At 69.7% G+C, this 13,191-nt stretch carries 13 protein-coding genes, 1 tRNA gene and 1 pseudogene; 9 read left to right on the forward strand and 6 right to left on the reverse strand.

The genetic code is table 11. From position 1 onward, the window contains the following. Nucleotides 1–196 (reverse strand): annotated as a pseudogene (locus Q0C41_RS14730) (hypothetical protein); the annotation flags it as partial. 28 nt (nucleotides 197–224) lie between these two features. Further along, nucleotides 225–1,658: an aldehyde dehydrogenase family protein gene (locus Q0C41_RS14735; RefSeq protein WP_291984645.1), complete on the reverse strand. Its 1,434-nt coding sequence runs from the start codon at nucleotides 1,656–1,658 to the stop codon at nucleotides 225–227. A 174-nt stretch (nucleotides 1,659–1,832) separates the two neighbouring features. Here Q0C41_RS14735 and erpA point away from each other — a divergent pair, with 174 nt between their 5' ends. The 5 genes from erpA (at nucleotide 1,833) to Q0C41_RS14760 (ending at nucleotide 4,895) form a co-directional block, all read left to right on the forward strand. Next, a complete protein-coding gene (gene erpA / locus Q0C41_RS14740; protein ID WP_291984646.1) occupies nucleotides 1,833–2,162 on the forward strand; it encodes an iron-sulfur cluster insertion protein ErpA in 330 nt (109 codons plus the stop codon). Between the two features lie 30 nt (nucleotides 2,163–2,192). Then, a complete protein-coding gene (locus Q0C41_RS14745) occupies nucleotides 2,193–3,152 on the forward strand; it encodes a transcriptional repressor (RefSeq protein WP_291984648.1) in 960 nt (319 codons plus the stop codon). Further along, nucleotides 3,149–3,847: an ATP-binding cassette domain-containing protein gene (locus Q0C41_RS14750; protein ID WP_291984650.1), complete on the forward strand. Its 699-nt coding sequence runs from the start codon at nucleotides 3,149–3,151 to the stop codon at nucleotides 3,845–3,847. Before Q0C41_RS14745 ends, Q0C41_RS14750 begins: the two co-directional genes overlap by 4 nt. Next, nucleotides 3,847–4,539 (forward strand): HAD family hydrolase, encoded by a 693-nt coding sequence (locus Q0C41_RS14755; RefSeq protein ID WP_291984652.1) that lies wholly within the window; start codon nucleotides 3,847–3,849, stop codon nucleotides 4,537–4,539. Before Q0C41_RS14750 ends, Q0C41_RS14755 begins: the two co-directional genes overlap by 1 nt. A 260-nt stretch (nucleotides 4,540–4,799) precedes the next feature. Beyond that, nucleotides 4,800–4,895 (forward strand) — tRNA-Sec (locus Q0C41_RS14760). A 102-nt stretch (nucleotides 4,896–4,997) separates the two neighbouring features. On the opposite strand, the gene Q0C41_RS14765 is transcribed toward Q0C41_RS14760, so the two are convergent. Continuing rightward, on the reverse strand, nucleotides 4,998–5,204 hold the full coding sequence (locus Q0C41_RS14765; protein ID WP_110173977.1) for a cold-shock protein: 207 nt from the start codon (nucleotides 5,202–5,204) through the stop codon (nucleotides 4,998–5,000). A 266-nt stretch (nucleotides 5,205–5,470) separates the two neighbouring features. Here Q0C41_RS14765 and Q0C41_RS14770 point away from each other — a divergent pair, with 266 nt between their 5' ends. Next, nucleotides 5,471–6,085: a nucleotidyltransferase family protein gene (locus tag Q0C41_RS14770; protein ID WP_291984656.1), complete on the forward strand. Its 615-nt coding sequence runs from the start codon at nucleotides 5,471–5,473 to the stop codon at nucleotides 6,083–6,085. Here the strand turns inward: Q0C41_RS14770 and Q0C41_RS14775 are convergent. Next, the gene (locus Q0C41_RS14775) at nucleotides 6,082–6,852 is read right to left on the reverse strand and encodes a Dam family site-specific DNA-(adenine-N6)-methyltransferase (protein ID WP_291984658.1); all 771 of its coding nucleotides are present in this window, start codon (nucleotides 6,850–6,852) and stop codon (nucleotides 6,082–6,084) included. The genes Q0C41_RS14770 and Q0C41_RS14775 overlap by 4 nt on opposite strands. A 150-nt stretch (nucleotides 6,853–7,002) precedes the next feature. On the opposite strand from Q0C41_RS14775, the gene Q0C41_RS14780 reads away from it, so the two are divergent. Further along, complete coding sequence (locus Q0C41_RS14780) at nucleotides 7,003–8,199, forward strand: S1 RNA-binding domain-containing protein (RefSeq protein WP_291984660.1); 1,197 nt, start codon at nucleotides 7,003–7,005, stop codon at nucleotides 8,197–8,199. Nucleotides 8,200–8,206: 7 nt separating this feature from the next. On the opposite strand, the gene Q0C41_RS14785 is transcribed toward Q0C41_RS14780, so the two are convergent. Next, on the reverse strand, nucleotides 8,207–9,820 hold the full coding sequence (locus Q0C41_RS14785; protein WP_291984662.1) for a serine protease: 1,614 nt from the start codon (nucleotides 9,818–9,820) through the stop codon (nucleotides 8,207–8,209). 52 nt (nucleotides 9,821–9,872) lie between these two features. On the opposite strand from Q0C41_RS14785, the gene Q0C41_RS14790 reads away from it, so the two are divergent. Both Q0C41_RS14790 and Q0C41_RS14795 read left to right on the forward strand, forming a co-directional pair. Further along, nucleotides 9,873–11,303, forward strand: a complete 1,431-nt coding sequence (locus tag Q0C41_RS14790) for a glycoside hydrolase family 140 protein (protein ID WP_291984664.1) — start codon at nucleotides 9,873–9,875, stop codon at nucleotides 11,301–11,303. Between the two features lie 31 nt (nucleotides 11,304–11,334). Then, nucleotides 11,335–12,126: a GDSL-type esterase/lipase family protein gene (locus tag Q0C41_RS14795; RefSeq protein ID WP_291984666.1), complete on the forward strand. Its 792-nt coding sequence runs from the start codon at nucleotides 11,335–11,337 to the stop codon at nucleotides 12,124–12,126. Between the two features lie 111 nt (nucleotides 12,127–12,237). On the opposite strand, the gene Q0C41_RS14800 is transcribed toward Q0C41_RS14795, so the two are convergent. Next, nucleotides 12,238–13,179, reverse strand: a complete 942-nt coding sequence (locus Q0C41_RS14800; RefSeq protein WP_291984668.1) for a hypothetical protein — start codon at nucleotides 13,177–13,179, stop codon at nucleotides 12,238–12,240. Nucleotides 13,180–13,191 lie beyond the last annotated feature (12 nt).

Genomic DNA, 13,191 nt, shown 5'->3' on the forward strand with positions numbered 1-13,191 from the left:
GGGCCGGGGCCGGCGGGGCCACCTCGGGTTCGGGGACGGTGGCAGGCTCGGGCACTGGCGTCACGGGAGCCTCGGTCCCTGCGGCCGGCGGGGCCGGCTCCGTCGAGGCGGGCGGCGGCTCAGGCGTCGGGCTGCACGCGAGGGTCAGGGCGAGCAGCAGCGTGGGCGGGGCGAGGTGAACCAGTCGGAGAGTCATGTCGTCGTGTGTCCTGGTGCTGACGCGTCTATCGGCGGATGACGAGCAGCCGGAGCTCCGTCATGTCCTCGATGGCGTAGCGGGGGCCTTCGCGTCCGAGGCCGGAGTCCTTCACGCCGCCGTACGGCATGTGGTCGATGCGATAGGTCGGGACGTCGTTGATGAGCAGCCCGCCGACCTCCAGCCGGTCGAAGGCCGTCAGGGCCGTCTCGAGCCGCGGCGTGAACAGCCCGGCCTGCAGGCCGAAGGCCGAGGCGTTGACGGCTTCGAGGGCCTCGTCGATGCTGCCGACACGCTCCACCACCACGACCGGCGCGAACGCCTCCTCGGCGCACACCCGGGCCTGGCGATCGACGCCCGTAAGGACGGTCGGCGGGAAGAGTTGGTCGGCACGCCTGGTGCCGCCACACAGCACCGTCGCTCCGCCCTCGACGGCTTCCCGCACCCAGGACTCGATGCGATCGACGTCCCCGGGCGTGATGAGCGGCCCCACGGCCGTCCGCTCGTCCATCGGGTCGCCGACCACGAGAGCCTCGACCTGCGGCAGGAACGCCGCCAGCCAGGCGTTCCAGACGTTGGCGTGCACATAGACCCGCTGCACCGAGATGCAGCTCTGGCCGGCATAGCTGAACCCGCCGGTCGCGGCGCGTGCGGCCGCCACCTCCAGGTCAGCCCCATCGTCCACGATCACGGCCGCGTTGCCGCCGAGCTCGAGCACCACCTTCTTGCGGCCGGCGCGCGCCTTGAGCGCCCACCCCACTTCGGCCGAGCCCGTGAAGGTGAGCAGGCGATAGCGGTCGTCCTGCACCAGCAGGTCGCCGGTCTCCCGTGTCATCGGCAGGACGCTGAGGGCACCGGGCGGCAGGCCGGCCTCGTGCATGAGGTCGGCCAAAGCGAGGGCGGAGAGCGGAGTGCGACTGGCGGGCTTGAGGACGACAGGATTGCCCGCGGCCAGGGCGGGGGCCAGCTTGTGCGCCACGAGGTTCAGGGGGAAGTTGAACGGCGCGATCGCGGCAATCGGCCCGATCGGGACGCGGCGGGTGAGGCCGATGCGGCCCTCGCCGTGGCTGGCGAGGTCCATCGGGATCACCTCCCCCGCGCCGGGCAGCCGTCGTGCCTCCTCGGCCGCGACCTCGAAGGTCATCGCGGCGCGATCCACCTCGGTGCGGGCGTCTCGCAGCGGCTTGCCGGCTTCCTGGACGAGGCGGATGGCGAACGCCTCCCGCTGATCCCGCAGGGCCCCGCTGACCGCCCGAAGGATGCGGGCGCGTTCATGGAGCGGCAGCGCCGCGACCACCGGGGCCGCGGCCGTGCAGGCACGCGCCGCCTCCTCGTACTCGGCAGGCCCCGCCGCGGAGACGCGCGCGATCGTGGCGCCGTCATAGGGAGAGCGAACCTCGACCGAGGTGCTCGTCTGGCGCAGCGTACCGGCCAGGAACAGGGGACGCGTATCGGCGGACATGCTGGTTGGACGCGGCGCGTGCCGCACAAGGCCTGACCGTCCGGGCGGTTGCCCGGGGATCGGACCGGTCGCTATACTGCCATGAGCCGCTTTCGCCCTCAGGGCTTCGGCGCCCGAGGCCATGGGCGCCTGGCCGGGCGTCGGCGTCCAAGGCCTCAGGAGTCCTGCATAGCCATGATCAACGTCACCACCATCGCCGCCGAAAAGATCAGCGAGTTGCTGTCCGAAGAGGGCAAGGCCAATGCCGGCCTGCGCGTGTTCGTGCAGGGTGGCGGCTGCTCCGGCTTCCAGTACGGGCTGATGATCGAAGACGGCGAACCCACTGCGGATGTGGATCGCATCGTCGAGTCCAACGGCGTCAAGCTGTTCGTCGACCCCATCAGCGTGCGCTACCTCAAGGGCGCCGAGGTGGACTTCGTCGACAACCTGTCGGGCGGCGGCTTCACCATCAAGAACCCCAATGCCAAGTCGACCTGCGGGTGCGGGTCGTCGTTCGCGGTCTAGGCTACGTGCCCCGGTCGGGGGCCGACCATCATGTCTTCAGAGACGTCCACTGCAGCCTACGTCGACAGCCTGCGTCCCGCGGGCAGCAAGCGATCCAGCAAACGCGATCGCATCGTCGACGTGTTCCTGCGCCAGGACGGGCATCTCACCGCCGATGATCTCGTCGACCTGATCCGCAAGGAAGACCAGCGGATCAGCCGGGCCACCGTCTATCGCACGCTGGCATGGATGGAGGCTGCGGGCATTGCCCGCAAGGTGGACTTCGGCGAGGGCCGGTTCCGCTTCGAGCACAGCTACCGGCATCCGCGCCACTTCCACCTCATCTGCAAGTCGTGCAACCAGCAGATGGAGTTCCTCAGCTCGGACATCGAGCAGATGATCGAGGAGGTGGCCGAGGCGCGCCGCTTCGCCGTCAGCCAGGCGGTGGTGCAGCTCTACGGCACGTGCGAGGCCTGTACGACCGGCCAGCCGGCGACGACGCGGCTGGCGTCGACCGAGTCGCTGTTCGCACGCGATGCCCTGCGCATCGCCATCGCCACGGAGCGCTCGGGCCGCGAGTTCTACCAGCGTGCATCGGCGATGACCAGCGACGCACGGGCGCGGTCGATCTTCGAGCGCCTCTCGACCGACGAGGACGATCACCTCGATCGGCTGGAGAAGCGCTACGCGCAACTGATCGCGGAGGAACCCGACCTCGAGGCCCAGCCGCAGTTCCTGTTCTTCCGGGGCGCGGCCAACGGGCTGTTCTCGGCCGGCGTCGACGCGCTGCGTGGCGTGACCAGTGACAAGGATGCCCTGATGATCGGCATCCGGTGCGAGCGCGGGTCGCACAAGTTCTTCAAGAAGTACGGCGAGAAGTTCGAGGACTCCGAGGGCAAGCGCATCTTCCTCGAGTTCGCCGACGAGGAGCGCGAGCACCTCGAACTGCTGATCCGCGAGTACCGGATCCTCACCCGCAGGGACAAGGGCAAGGCCGGGGCGACCGCGTGACCGACGCGGTGCCCGTGGTGCACTGCACCGGCGTGGTGAAGGACTACCGCGGCCTGCGACCCCTGCGCCTGCTCGACCTGCAGGTCTCGGCCGGCGACCGCGTCGTGCTCGGCGGTATCGATGTCATCGGCGCCGAGGTCGTCACCAACCTGATCAACGGCGCCACCCTGCCCGATCAAGGTGAGGTCCGCGTCTTCGGCCAGGCCACCCACGAGATCACCGATGGCGAGGCCTGGCTCGCCGCCCTCGATCACTTCGGCGTCGTGACGGCGCGTGCGGTGCTGCTCGAGGGCATGACCGTGCGACAGAACGTCGCGCTGCCGCTCACGATCGAGATCGACCCGGTGCCCGATGCCCTGCGGCCGGAGGTCGATGCGCTGGCCGCGGAGGCGGGGATCGACGCCCAGTGGCTCGACACTCTGGCCCACGCGTTGCCGGTGCCCCTGCGCATGCGCATCCACCTGGCGCGCGCCCTGGCGCTGTCGCCGCAACTGGTGCTGATGGAACACCCGACCGCCGCGCTCGAGGCCCAGGATCGGGCCGCCTTCGCCGACGACGTGCGCCGCGTGGCCGACGCACGTGGCTTCACGCTGGTCGCCGTCAGCCAGGATCGCGAGTTCGCGCGCCGCGTCGCCACGCGGCACCTCCAGTTGCACCCGGGCACGGGTGCGTTGAATCCCATGGCCCTGTCCTGATGCCCACGCTGCTTCTGTTCGACATCGACGGCACGCTCATCACCACAGGGGGCGCGGGGTATCGCGCCATCAAGAAGGCCGTCGAAGTGACGCTGGGGGTGGAGCGCGCCCTCGAGGGCATTCCCGTGGCCGGTCGCACCGACAGCATCATCCTGCGGGATGCGGTCGCGGCGATCGATGGCCGCGAACTGACCGACGACCTGCGCGACGCCATCCGCGACAACTACATGGGGCTGCTGCAGGCCGAGATCGAGCGGGTCAACGGCGGCCCGGGCGTGCTGCCCGGCGTGCGCGAACTGCTCACGCGCCTGGCCGACGACCCGGCGTATCACGTCGCGCTGCTGACGGGGAACTTCTCGCAGACGGCGCAGATCAAGCTCGGCTACTTCGACCTGTGGCGCCACTTCGCGTGGGGCGCGTGGGGCGAGGACGCCGTGCACCGCAACGACCTGCTGCCGGTGGCGCTGGCGCGTTACCGCGAACGCACGGGTGATGACATCGCCCCGGCCGACGTAGTCATCATCGGCGACACGCCCAACGACGCCGAAGTCGCGCGCGTCGGTCAGGCGCGGTCGGTGTGCGTCACGACCGGCAACTTCGACCGCCAGGCCCTGCTCGACGCCGGCGCCGACGTCGTGTTCCACGACCTGAGCGACGTCGAGGAGGTCATGCGGGTGTTTCAGAACAAGTGACGAGGGACAAGGAGAAGAGTCACAAGGGGGGCAAGTCACAAGGGACAAGGACGGCAAGGGACATAGGGACAAGGACGGCACGGGACCTGGGGCGAGGACTGCACGGGACCCGGGGCGAGGACGGCAAAGGTCCAGGCGCGAGGACGGACGAGGCGACCTGTATTCTTGTCCCTTGTCCCTGAGTGAGGGCCTTGTCCCTTGTCCCTCGCCCCCCTTGTGACTTGTCCCCTCGTCCCTTGTCCCTTGGGAAGCGTTCACATGGAAGCCAATGGGGCCCGGTGGCCCTCCCGGTCTTCAAAACCGGTGGTGTCCCGTCATGCGGGATGGCTGGGTTCGACTCCCAGGGGCTTCCGCCACGTTCAGGCGCCGAGCGGTGCCGACGCGACCAAAGAGAAAGGGCCGGCATCGCGATGATGCCGGCCCTTTCTGCATGACGTGACGCGCCTCGGCGCGCGTCCTTACGCGTCGAGCAGCCTCACGTCTCCAGCGCGCGGACCCTTGCCGGAGTCCTCCGCGTTGAATTCGACGCGCTGTCCTTCGCGAAGCAGCTCGAACACGGCGCCGCGGACGGCGCTGCGATGGAAGAAATGTTCAACGCCCGTTTCATCACGGATGAAGCCAAAGCCCTTGTCGATGAGAAGGCGAGCGATTGTTCCCGACGGCATACCGTAACCTCCGATGTCCTCTGTGCCGCATCGTGCGGCGAGAGGCCCCGCGTGGCTGTGGGCAGCACATGCGAGGGTGGCTGGCCGGAAGACTGGCGCGTACAGTACGATCCAATCGATTCTTCCGGCGTGTCCGAGACAGCATGCGGGCACTGGTCGCGCTGCCCTCGCGGGCCCCATGGCTACCCGCCCGCATGAGGCTCGCGCCTCTCTCTGCCCCTGACGATATAGTTTGGACGCTAATGGGGCAAGCTCCGTTCCCGGCTATGCCAGTGATCGTCCTTGCGGGCGGCCGCTCGATGCGAATGGGGCGACCCAAAGCTCTGCTGCAGTGGCCCGGCTCGACCCGCTCGTTCGTCACACATGTGACGGACACGTTACGCAATGCCGGCGCCACCTGCGTCGGCGTGGTCACGGGAGCCCATCACGACCTGATCACCTCAACGCTCGCCGACGAGCCGGTGCAGGTCCTCTACAACCCGCGTCACGACGAGGGGCAACTCGCGTCACTCCTGCACGGGCTGCGCTGGGCGTTCGCGCAGACCGACGGCGCGTGGGTGATGTCGACGCTGGTCGACGTCCCGGGCGTGCGGGTCGACACCGTGCGCGCCATCGCCGACGCCACCCGTGCAGGGCACGTCCTGGCCGTGCGGCCGCGGCATGGGGACCGCCACGGCCATCCCGTCGTGTGGCGCCGAGAGGTCCTGCCTCTTCTCGAGGCCGCCGACCCGTCGCAGGGGGCCCGCCTGGTCATGCGCGCCCTCGCCCTCGACGGACGCGTGCGGGACGTCGACGTCGACGATCCCGGCGTGCTCACCGACGTGGACACCCCGGCGCAGTACGACGCCCTGGCGGCGGGGCGCCCTGTCCGCGACGACTAGAGGTGGCGCGTGGCCAGCACTTCGCGCGCCGGCGTGCGATTGCCGTCGCAACTGATTCGTCGTGGCGCGTCCAGTACCCGGAGGCGATAGCCGAGGTCGCCGTACAGGGCGAGGATCCGGGGCGTCGCCTGATTGGCCAGCACCACGGGCCCCGGGTGCCGCGCCAGGAACTCGGCCGCGCGGACCTGATCGTCCCAGCTGAAGCCCAGGGCCGCGTACTGCCGGAACTCCACGTCGTAGGGCGGGTCGGCGTAGATGAAGTCGTCCGGGGCGATGGGCAGCGTGTCGAAGTCGCCGCACCTGAAGGTCCAGCCTTGCACCACGTCGCGGTAGGTCCCGAGGTCGGCCTGGTAGGGAATGGTCCGGTAGCGCCCGAACGGGACGTTGAACTGATTCCGTCGATTGAACCGGCACAGGCCGTTGTACCCGGTCCGATTCAGGAAATAGAACAGCGAGGCCGCCTCGGCCGTGTCGGCCCCACCCGCCTCGAGCAGGGCGTTGAAGCGCGTGCGGTGGGCGTAGTAGAGGTCGTGGTCGTTCTCGAGCGGCACGTCGATGCGCAGACCGCGCTGCAGCCACTGGTAGAAGTTGACCAGGTGCGGATTGATGTCGTTCAGGAGCGCCCGGGCGGGACGGAGCCCGAGCGGCACCGCCAGCCCCCCACAGAACGGCTCGACCAGGCGCCGCTGGCGATGCGGCGCCCAGAGCGGCTGCAGGATGGGCAACTGCCAGCGCTTGCCCCCGGCCCACTTGAGGGGCGGCGTCACCACGGACGTCGCAGGCGTCGGCGTCGCGTCAGGACCTGGCCCGCGCGCGTCCGATCCCCGGCGATGTCCCCGTGACGGGAGCACGTTCATGCGCCTGAGGCTACCACCGTCCTCCGCGTGTCCCCGGCTTGCGGTACGCTTGACGGTCGTATGACCGAGCCGGACGATTTCCATCCCGAAGACGATTTCGCGGCGCTGTTCGAGGCCTCGACCCGCGCCACCTCCCTCAAGAAGGGCCAGCCCGTCGAAGGCACCATCGTCGGCATCGGCGCCGAGGTCGCGCTCATCGACGTCGGCAGCAAGAGCGAAGCCGTGCTCGACGTCGCCGAGCTGAAGGACGACGACGGGGTGCTCGAAGTGGCGGTGGGGGACCGCATCCAGGCCGTCGTGGTCGACACGGTCGGCGGCCTGAAGCTGTCGCGCAAGCTCGCTCGCAAGGCCGCCACCGACAAGGAGGTCGAAGACGCCTACCTGTCGCGGCTGCCCGTCGAAGGCAGCGTGACGGCCGTGATCAAGGGCGGTTACGAGGTGAAGATCGCGCGCAGTCGCGCTTTCTGCCCGTTCTCGCAGATCGATCTCTTCCGCACCGAGACCCCCGAGGTGCACGTCGGGCAGACCTACACCTTCCGCATCACCGAGTTCAAGGACGGCGGCCGCAGCATCGTCGTGTCGCGCCGCGTGATCCTCGATGAGGAGCAGCAGGCGCGCGCCGAAGAGGTCCGTCGCACGGTGGTGCCGGGAGCCATCCTGACGGGACGGGTGGTGTCGGTGCCGGCGTTCGGGGCGTTCGTGGATCTCGGCGGTGGCGTCCAGGGGCTCGTCCACGTCTCCGAGATCGGCTGGTCGCGGGTGGCCGACGCGTCCGAGGCGCTCAAGGCCGGTGACGAGATCACCGTGAAAGTGCTGCGCGTGGACGAAGCGACGCAGAAGATCGCCCTCGGCCTCAAGCAGTTGGCCGAAGATCCCTGGACGAAGGTGGCCTCGGCGTACGAGGTCGGCCAGGTGCGGCCGGGACGTGTGACGCGGCTGGCGGAGTTCGGCGCCTTCGTCGAACTCGAGCCCGGCGTGGAAGGTCTGGCGCACGCCTCCACCTTTCCGGCATCCGGGCAGCGCGATGCGTGGCGCCGCACCATCAAGGCCGGCATGACCGGCGTCTTCCAGATCCTCAGTGTCGACCCCGACAAGAAGCGCATCGGGGTGACGCTGATGCCGGACGGCACGACGGCTGCCGGGCTGGCCGAAGAGGCCGCCGACCAGGCCGCGGCCACGGCCCGCGCCACCGTCACGCAGGTGGCCGGGTTCGGATCGCTCGGCGACAAGCTGCGCGACGCCCTCAAGGGGCGGTGATGCCGCCTCAGCGATCCGGGGGCGGCTGTCGGCGATACGGCGCCAGTTCGTCCCACAGGCGCTGCAGCAGCGTTGCGTCGAGGCTGACGGACTCACGGGTGTCCGGTGCCTTCTCCGAGAACACCTCGAGGGTCACCGCGCCGCAGTGCGGCCCGAGTGCATCGGGAGTGAGCACGTAGAGCCCCTCCCTGATGGCGCTGGTCTCCGAGACGCGACGCTGCACGACGAATGGGTGAATGGGCACGACCTCGGCCGTGCCACACAGGACGCGCATCCGCGCGAAGCCGGGTTCGTAGCGCTTGATCGGCGGCAGGGCGATCCCCTGGGTCAGCGCAGCGCCCCGCGCGACCTTCATCCACAGGCTCTCCGACAGCTTCGGCGCGACGCGCAGGAGCAGCACGCCCGGGTGGTCGGCGACGTAGCGCGTCCCTTGCCCGAAATCCATCGAGGCCTGCATCCCCGCGAACGCGACGACCGGCGAGATGAGGTCGATCTCGAAGCTCGAGGACGACACCCTCGGTGGCTCCAGGCTGCCGCGACGTTGCTGCACCGCGGCCCGCAGGGCATCCTCGGTGACGACGTCCGTCGGTTCGACCGGACGGAGCGTGGCCGTCGGCGGCGCTGCGGTCGCGGCCGTGGTGTTCGCGACGGCGAGCACGTCGCACATCGCGTCGACGCGCACCACGGTCGTCTCGGGATCCTCGGCGCCGTCGATCAGCGCCGCCACCGAGGTGAGGCCGATGAACGCACCATCGGCCGCGAAGACGGGCCCTCCCGAACTGTCGGGCGGCAGGTCGAAGACCGTGCCGAGCGTGGAGGCGTCGAGGCGGATGACGGTGCCCGTCGTGGTCGTCGGCTGGCGCCGGAGCGGCAGGCCGATGGCCGAGATGGCCTGACCACGATCGACCACGGGGCGCGCCGTGCCCTCGCAGGTGATCGGCACGGCCTCGCGGGTGCCGAGGGACGCCGGGTCGATGCGGAGGATCGCGACGTTGCGCGCCTCGTCGGCCGCAAGGACCTGCGCGGCCACCTTCAGCGCCGGTGAGATCTGCACATCCAGACGCGTGTCGCCGGCGACGACGCGCTGTGTGGTGGCGATGAGTCCGGTCCTCGAGAGGACGACGCCAGCCGCATGGGTCGTCGGCGTCCACACCGCCACGAGGCTGTCCTGCCAGCGCACGAGCAGCTCCCACGGATCGGTCTTCTGCGGCGCGCCTGGCGTGTCCGGCGTGAGGCTCGCCTCACCGACCTCGGCGTTGGCGGCCGTGAGCTCGAGGAGCGGCGTGCCGCCAGCCGGCACGTCGATGATCTCTCGCCACTCGTAGGTCCGTCCCTCGAAGATCAGCGGAGCGTCGGACTCGACGGTGTAGTTGCCCGGTGGCAGCGTCACCTTGCCGGTGCCGTCCGGCGCCGTGACGATGCGCCACGGACTTCGGCTCGGGGGATTGTCGCTGACGAGCAGCACATGGCGTCCCCCTGCCGTGGCCGCCCCGCCGGCCGGGCCCACCCGCACGGTGACGTGCAGCACACCGGTCTGTTGCTGGGCGCCCGCCTCGGCCGACGTCGCCGCAAGGCTCGCCGCCGCCATCAAGCCGGCCAGGACGGCCCTCACGCGTGCCATGGCGCCATGATTCGAGTGTACCCGCCGGGGCACCCTGGCGTAGCCTTCTCCCATGCGTCACAGGATGGTCGGTGCGGTGTGGCTCGCGCTCGGACTCGCCTGCGTGAGCGCGGCGATGTCCGCGCCGGTCGCGGCCCAGTCGCTGCCGAGACTGGCGGTCTCCGAGAACAAACGCTTCCTCGTCCAGGCCGACGGCACGCCGTTCTTCTGGCTCGGCGACACGGCCTGGGAGCTCTTCCATCGACTCAGTCGTGAAGACGCCGAGCGGTACCTCCGCAATCGGGCCGAGCGTCGTTTCACGGTGATTCAGGCCGTGGCCCTCGCCGAACTCGATGGCCTTCACGCGCCCAACGCGTACGGCGAGCGACCGCTCGTCGACGACGATCCCACCCGGCCGAACGAGGCGTACTTCACGCACGTCGACTGGATCGTCCGCAAGGCCAACAGCCTCGGCCTCTACGTGGGCCTGCTGCCGACGTGGGGCGACAAGTGGAACAAGAAGTGGGGTGTCGGGCCCGAGATCTTCACGCCCGAGAACGCCGAGGCGTACGGGCGCTGGCTGGGGACCCGCTACAAGGACGCCGGCGTGATCTGGATCGTCGGTGGCGATCGACCGATCGAATCCGACGCCCATCGCGCCATCGTCGCCGCCACCGCGCGTGGGTTGCGTGCCGGCGATGGCGGGGCGCACCTCATCACCTTCCATCCCAATGGCGGTCATGGATCCGCCGAGTGGTTTCACGACGCCGACTGGCTCGACGTCAACATGCGCCAGAACGGGCACACGCCCGACTTCACCGGGCACTACGACAAGACGCGTGTGGACTACGACCGGACACCGACCAAACCCGTGCTCGACGGTGAGCCGATCTACGAAGATCATCCCGTCGCGTTCAACGCCAAGCAGTTGGGCCACTCCATGGCCAGTGACGTGCGCCGGCCGCTCTACTGGAACCTCTTCACCGGCGCCTTCGGCCACACCTATGGCCACCACTCCGTCTGGCAGATGTGGACGCCGGGCCGCGATCCGGTCAACGCCCCACTGATGCCATGGCACGAGGCGATCGAGCAGCCAGGCGCCGCGCAGATGCAGCATGGTCGCGCCCTGATGGAGTCGCGACCGTTTCTGACGCGCGTGCCCGACGACGGCGTGCTCGTCGAAAGCCGCGTCCCCACCGCGATGCCCGGTACGGGCCGCTACCACTTCACGGCCACGCGAGACACCGCCGGCACCTACGCCATGGTGTATGCGCCGGTGGGGCGCCCATTCCGCGTGCGGATGTCGGTCATCACCGGGGCTCGGGTGAAGGCGTGGTGGTTCAACCCGCGGACTGGTGAGGCGACCATCATCGGCACGTTCCCCAACAGCGGCGAACGCACCTTCACGCCACCCGATGCCGGCGAGATGATCGACTGGGTCCTCGTGCTGGACGACGAGTCCAGGGGGTACGGTGCGCCAGGCGCGCCAGCAGCGACGCCCTGACGTGACCGCGGGCAATAATGCCTTCGCCTCCATGACTCGACCACCTGCGCCAACCCGCCGACGGCTCGTCGCCGCCCGGAACCTGCTGATCGGTTGTGCCTGCCTCGCCACGTGGGATGGCCCGGCGCTCGTGCGCGGCCAGGTCGCCGCAGCGCCGCCTGCGCCAGCCACCGCGCCAGCCCCCCTCGATCTTTCCCGCTTCGAGAAGGACGTCGTGGCGTTCGAGCAGGCCGACCGCACGTCACCACCGCCGCAGGGTGGCATCCTGTTCGTGGGGAGCAGCATCTTCCGGCAGTGGGCCGACCTGCACGCGCACATGGCACCGCTGCCGGTGGTCAACCGCGCGTTCGGCGGGTCGCGCACCGCTGAGCAACTGCATTACCTGGACCGGATCGTGCTGCCGTCCCGGCCGCGCGTGATCGTCTACTACTGCGGCAGCAACGACGTGAACGCCAACGAGACCGCCGAGACGATCGCGGGCAATTACGAGACGTTCTCCGAGCGCGTGCGGGTCGCGCTGCCCGGCACGCGCGTGTACTTCGCCTCGATCATCAAGGCTCCCCAGAAGCGGGACCGCTGGGACGTGGTGGAGGCGGCCAACGCGCGCGTGCGCGCCTACACCGCGCGGACGCCGGGGCGCGGCTACATCGACCTGCATCCCGCGCTCGAGACCGCGCCCGGCGAGCCGAGTCTGGAGTTGTACCGGCCCGATCGATTGCACTACCTGCCAGCGGCCTACGATCGCATGGCGGCGGTGGTCAGGCCGGTGATTGCACAGGCGTGGGCGGAAGTGACCGACGCATCGCCGCTGCCTCCGCAATGAGGCCCTTGCCCGGCAGGCACCTGTTCGGTCCTCGTGCTGGACGACGAGTCAGGGGCTACGGTGCGCCATGCGCGCCAGCAGCGACGCCCTGACGTGACCGCTGGCAGGTCATCAGCGGGAAGCGACGGGCTGATCGAACGCGGGCAGGCCTCGGCGCGCCGCCAGTGCCCGCCACCACGTGTCCACATCCGCACCAGGGGTCGGCGGACGGTAGTCTTCGAGACCCCAGAGCCCGACCCGCAGGGCCTCGCCGACCGTCGCCGCCCGGATGGGTCTCGCGCCGGCCGGCACCTGATCAGGCGCAAATGCCATCGGGCGCCAGGCGTCACCCGTGCTGTCGGCCACCAGCACGAAGGCCACGGGACGGGCGTCGCCGAAGGCCGGCAGGAGTTCGTCGAGGTACCACTCGCTCGTGGGCAGGCCGTCGGGCGGTCTCATGGAATTGAATCGGTGCGCGCCCACTGACGCGTCGGCGCTCGCGACCTCATCGACCGAGTCCGTCGAGAACTGGTCCATGTCGACCCACGCCAGGGCACCGAGACCCTCGATCGCCATGTCGAGGGCGCGAGCCGTGGCCCTGTCGAGGCTCGACAGCGTTTCGAGCAGCGGCGCGTCGTCCGAGACCGGTTGTCCGACCATCGACCCGAGGGCGTGTACCACCGGGCTCCAGAGCGGGTCGTCTGGCTCGAGCACGTGCGCCATGCGCACAAGATGCTTCAGGACGTCGGGACTGGGCGGGCGACGTGCGACGACCTCGATGGCGCCGCGCCGAATCGTGGCGCTGCCGGGGAGTTCATTGCGGATCTCCTTGCGGAGCAGCGTCGACGCCATGGCGTCGATGCCACCGGTGTTGTACGTCGCCAGCCCGAATAGCAGCGCGGCGGCGACAAGCAGGAACAGCACCCGCACCGCGAGCCGTCGCAACGGCGGCCATCGCAGCGGCGCGAGGAGTCGTGTCCAGGGCGAGTCCGTGGACCCTGCCCGTCGCCTGAGGAGATCCGCGTTGGCGGGTGCCTCCCACGTGGCCGTCTTTGTCTTTCTGGAAGGACGCATGAGTGGCTCGAC

The organism is Luteitalea sp., from assembly GCF_022842525.1.
Lineage (GTDB): Bacteria > Acidobacteriota > Vicinamibacteria > Vicinamibacterales > Vicinamibacteraceae > Luteitalea.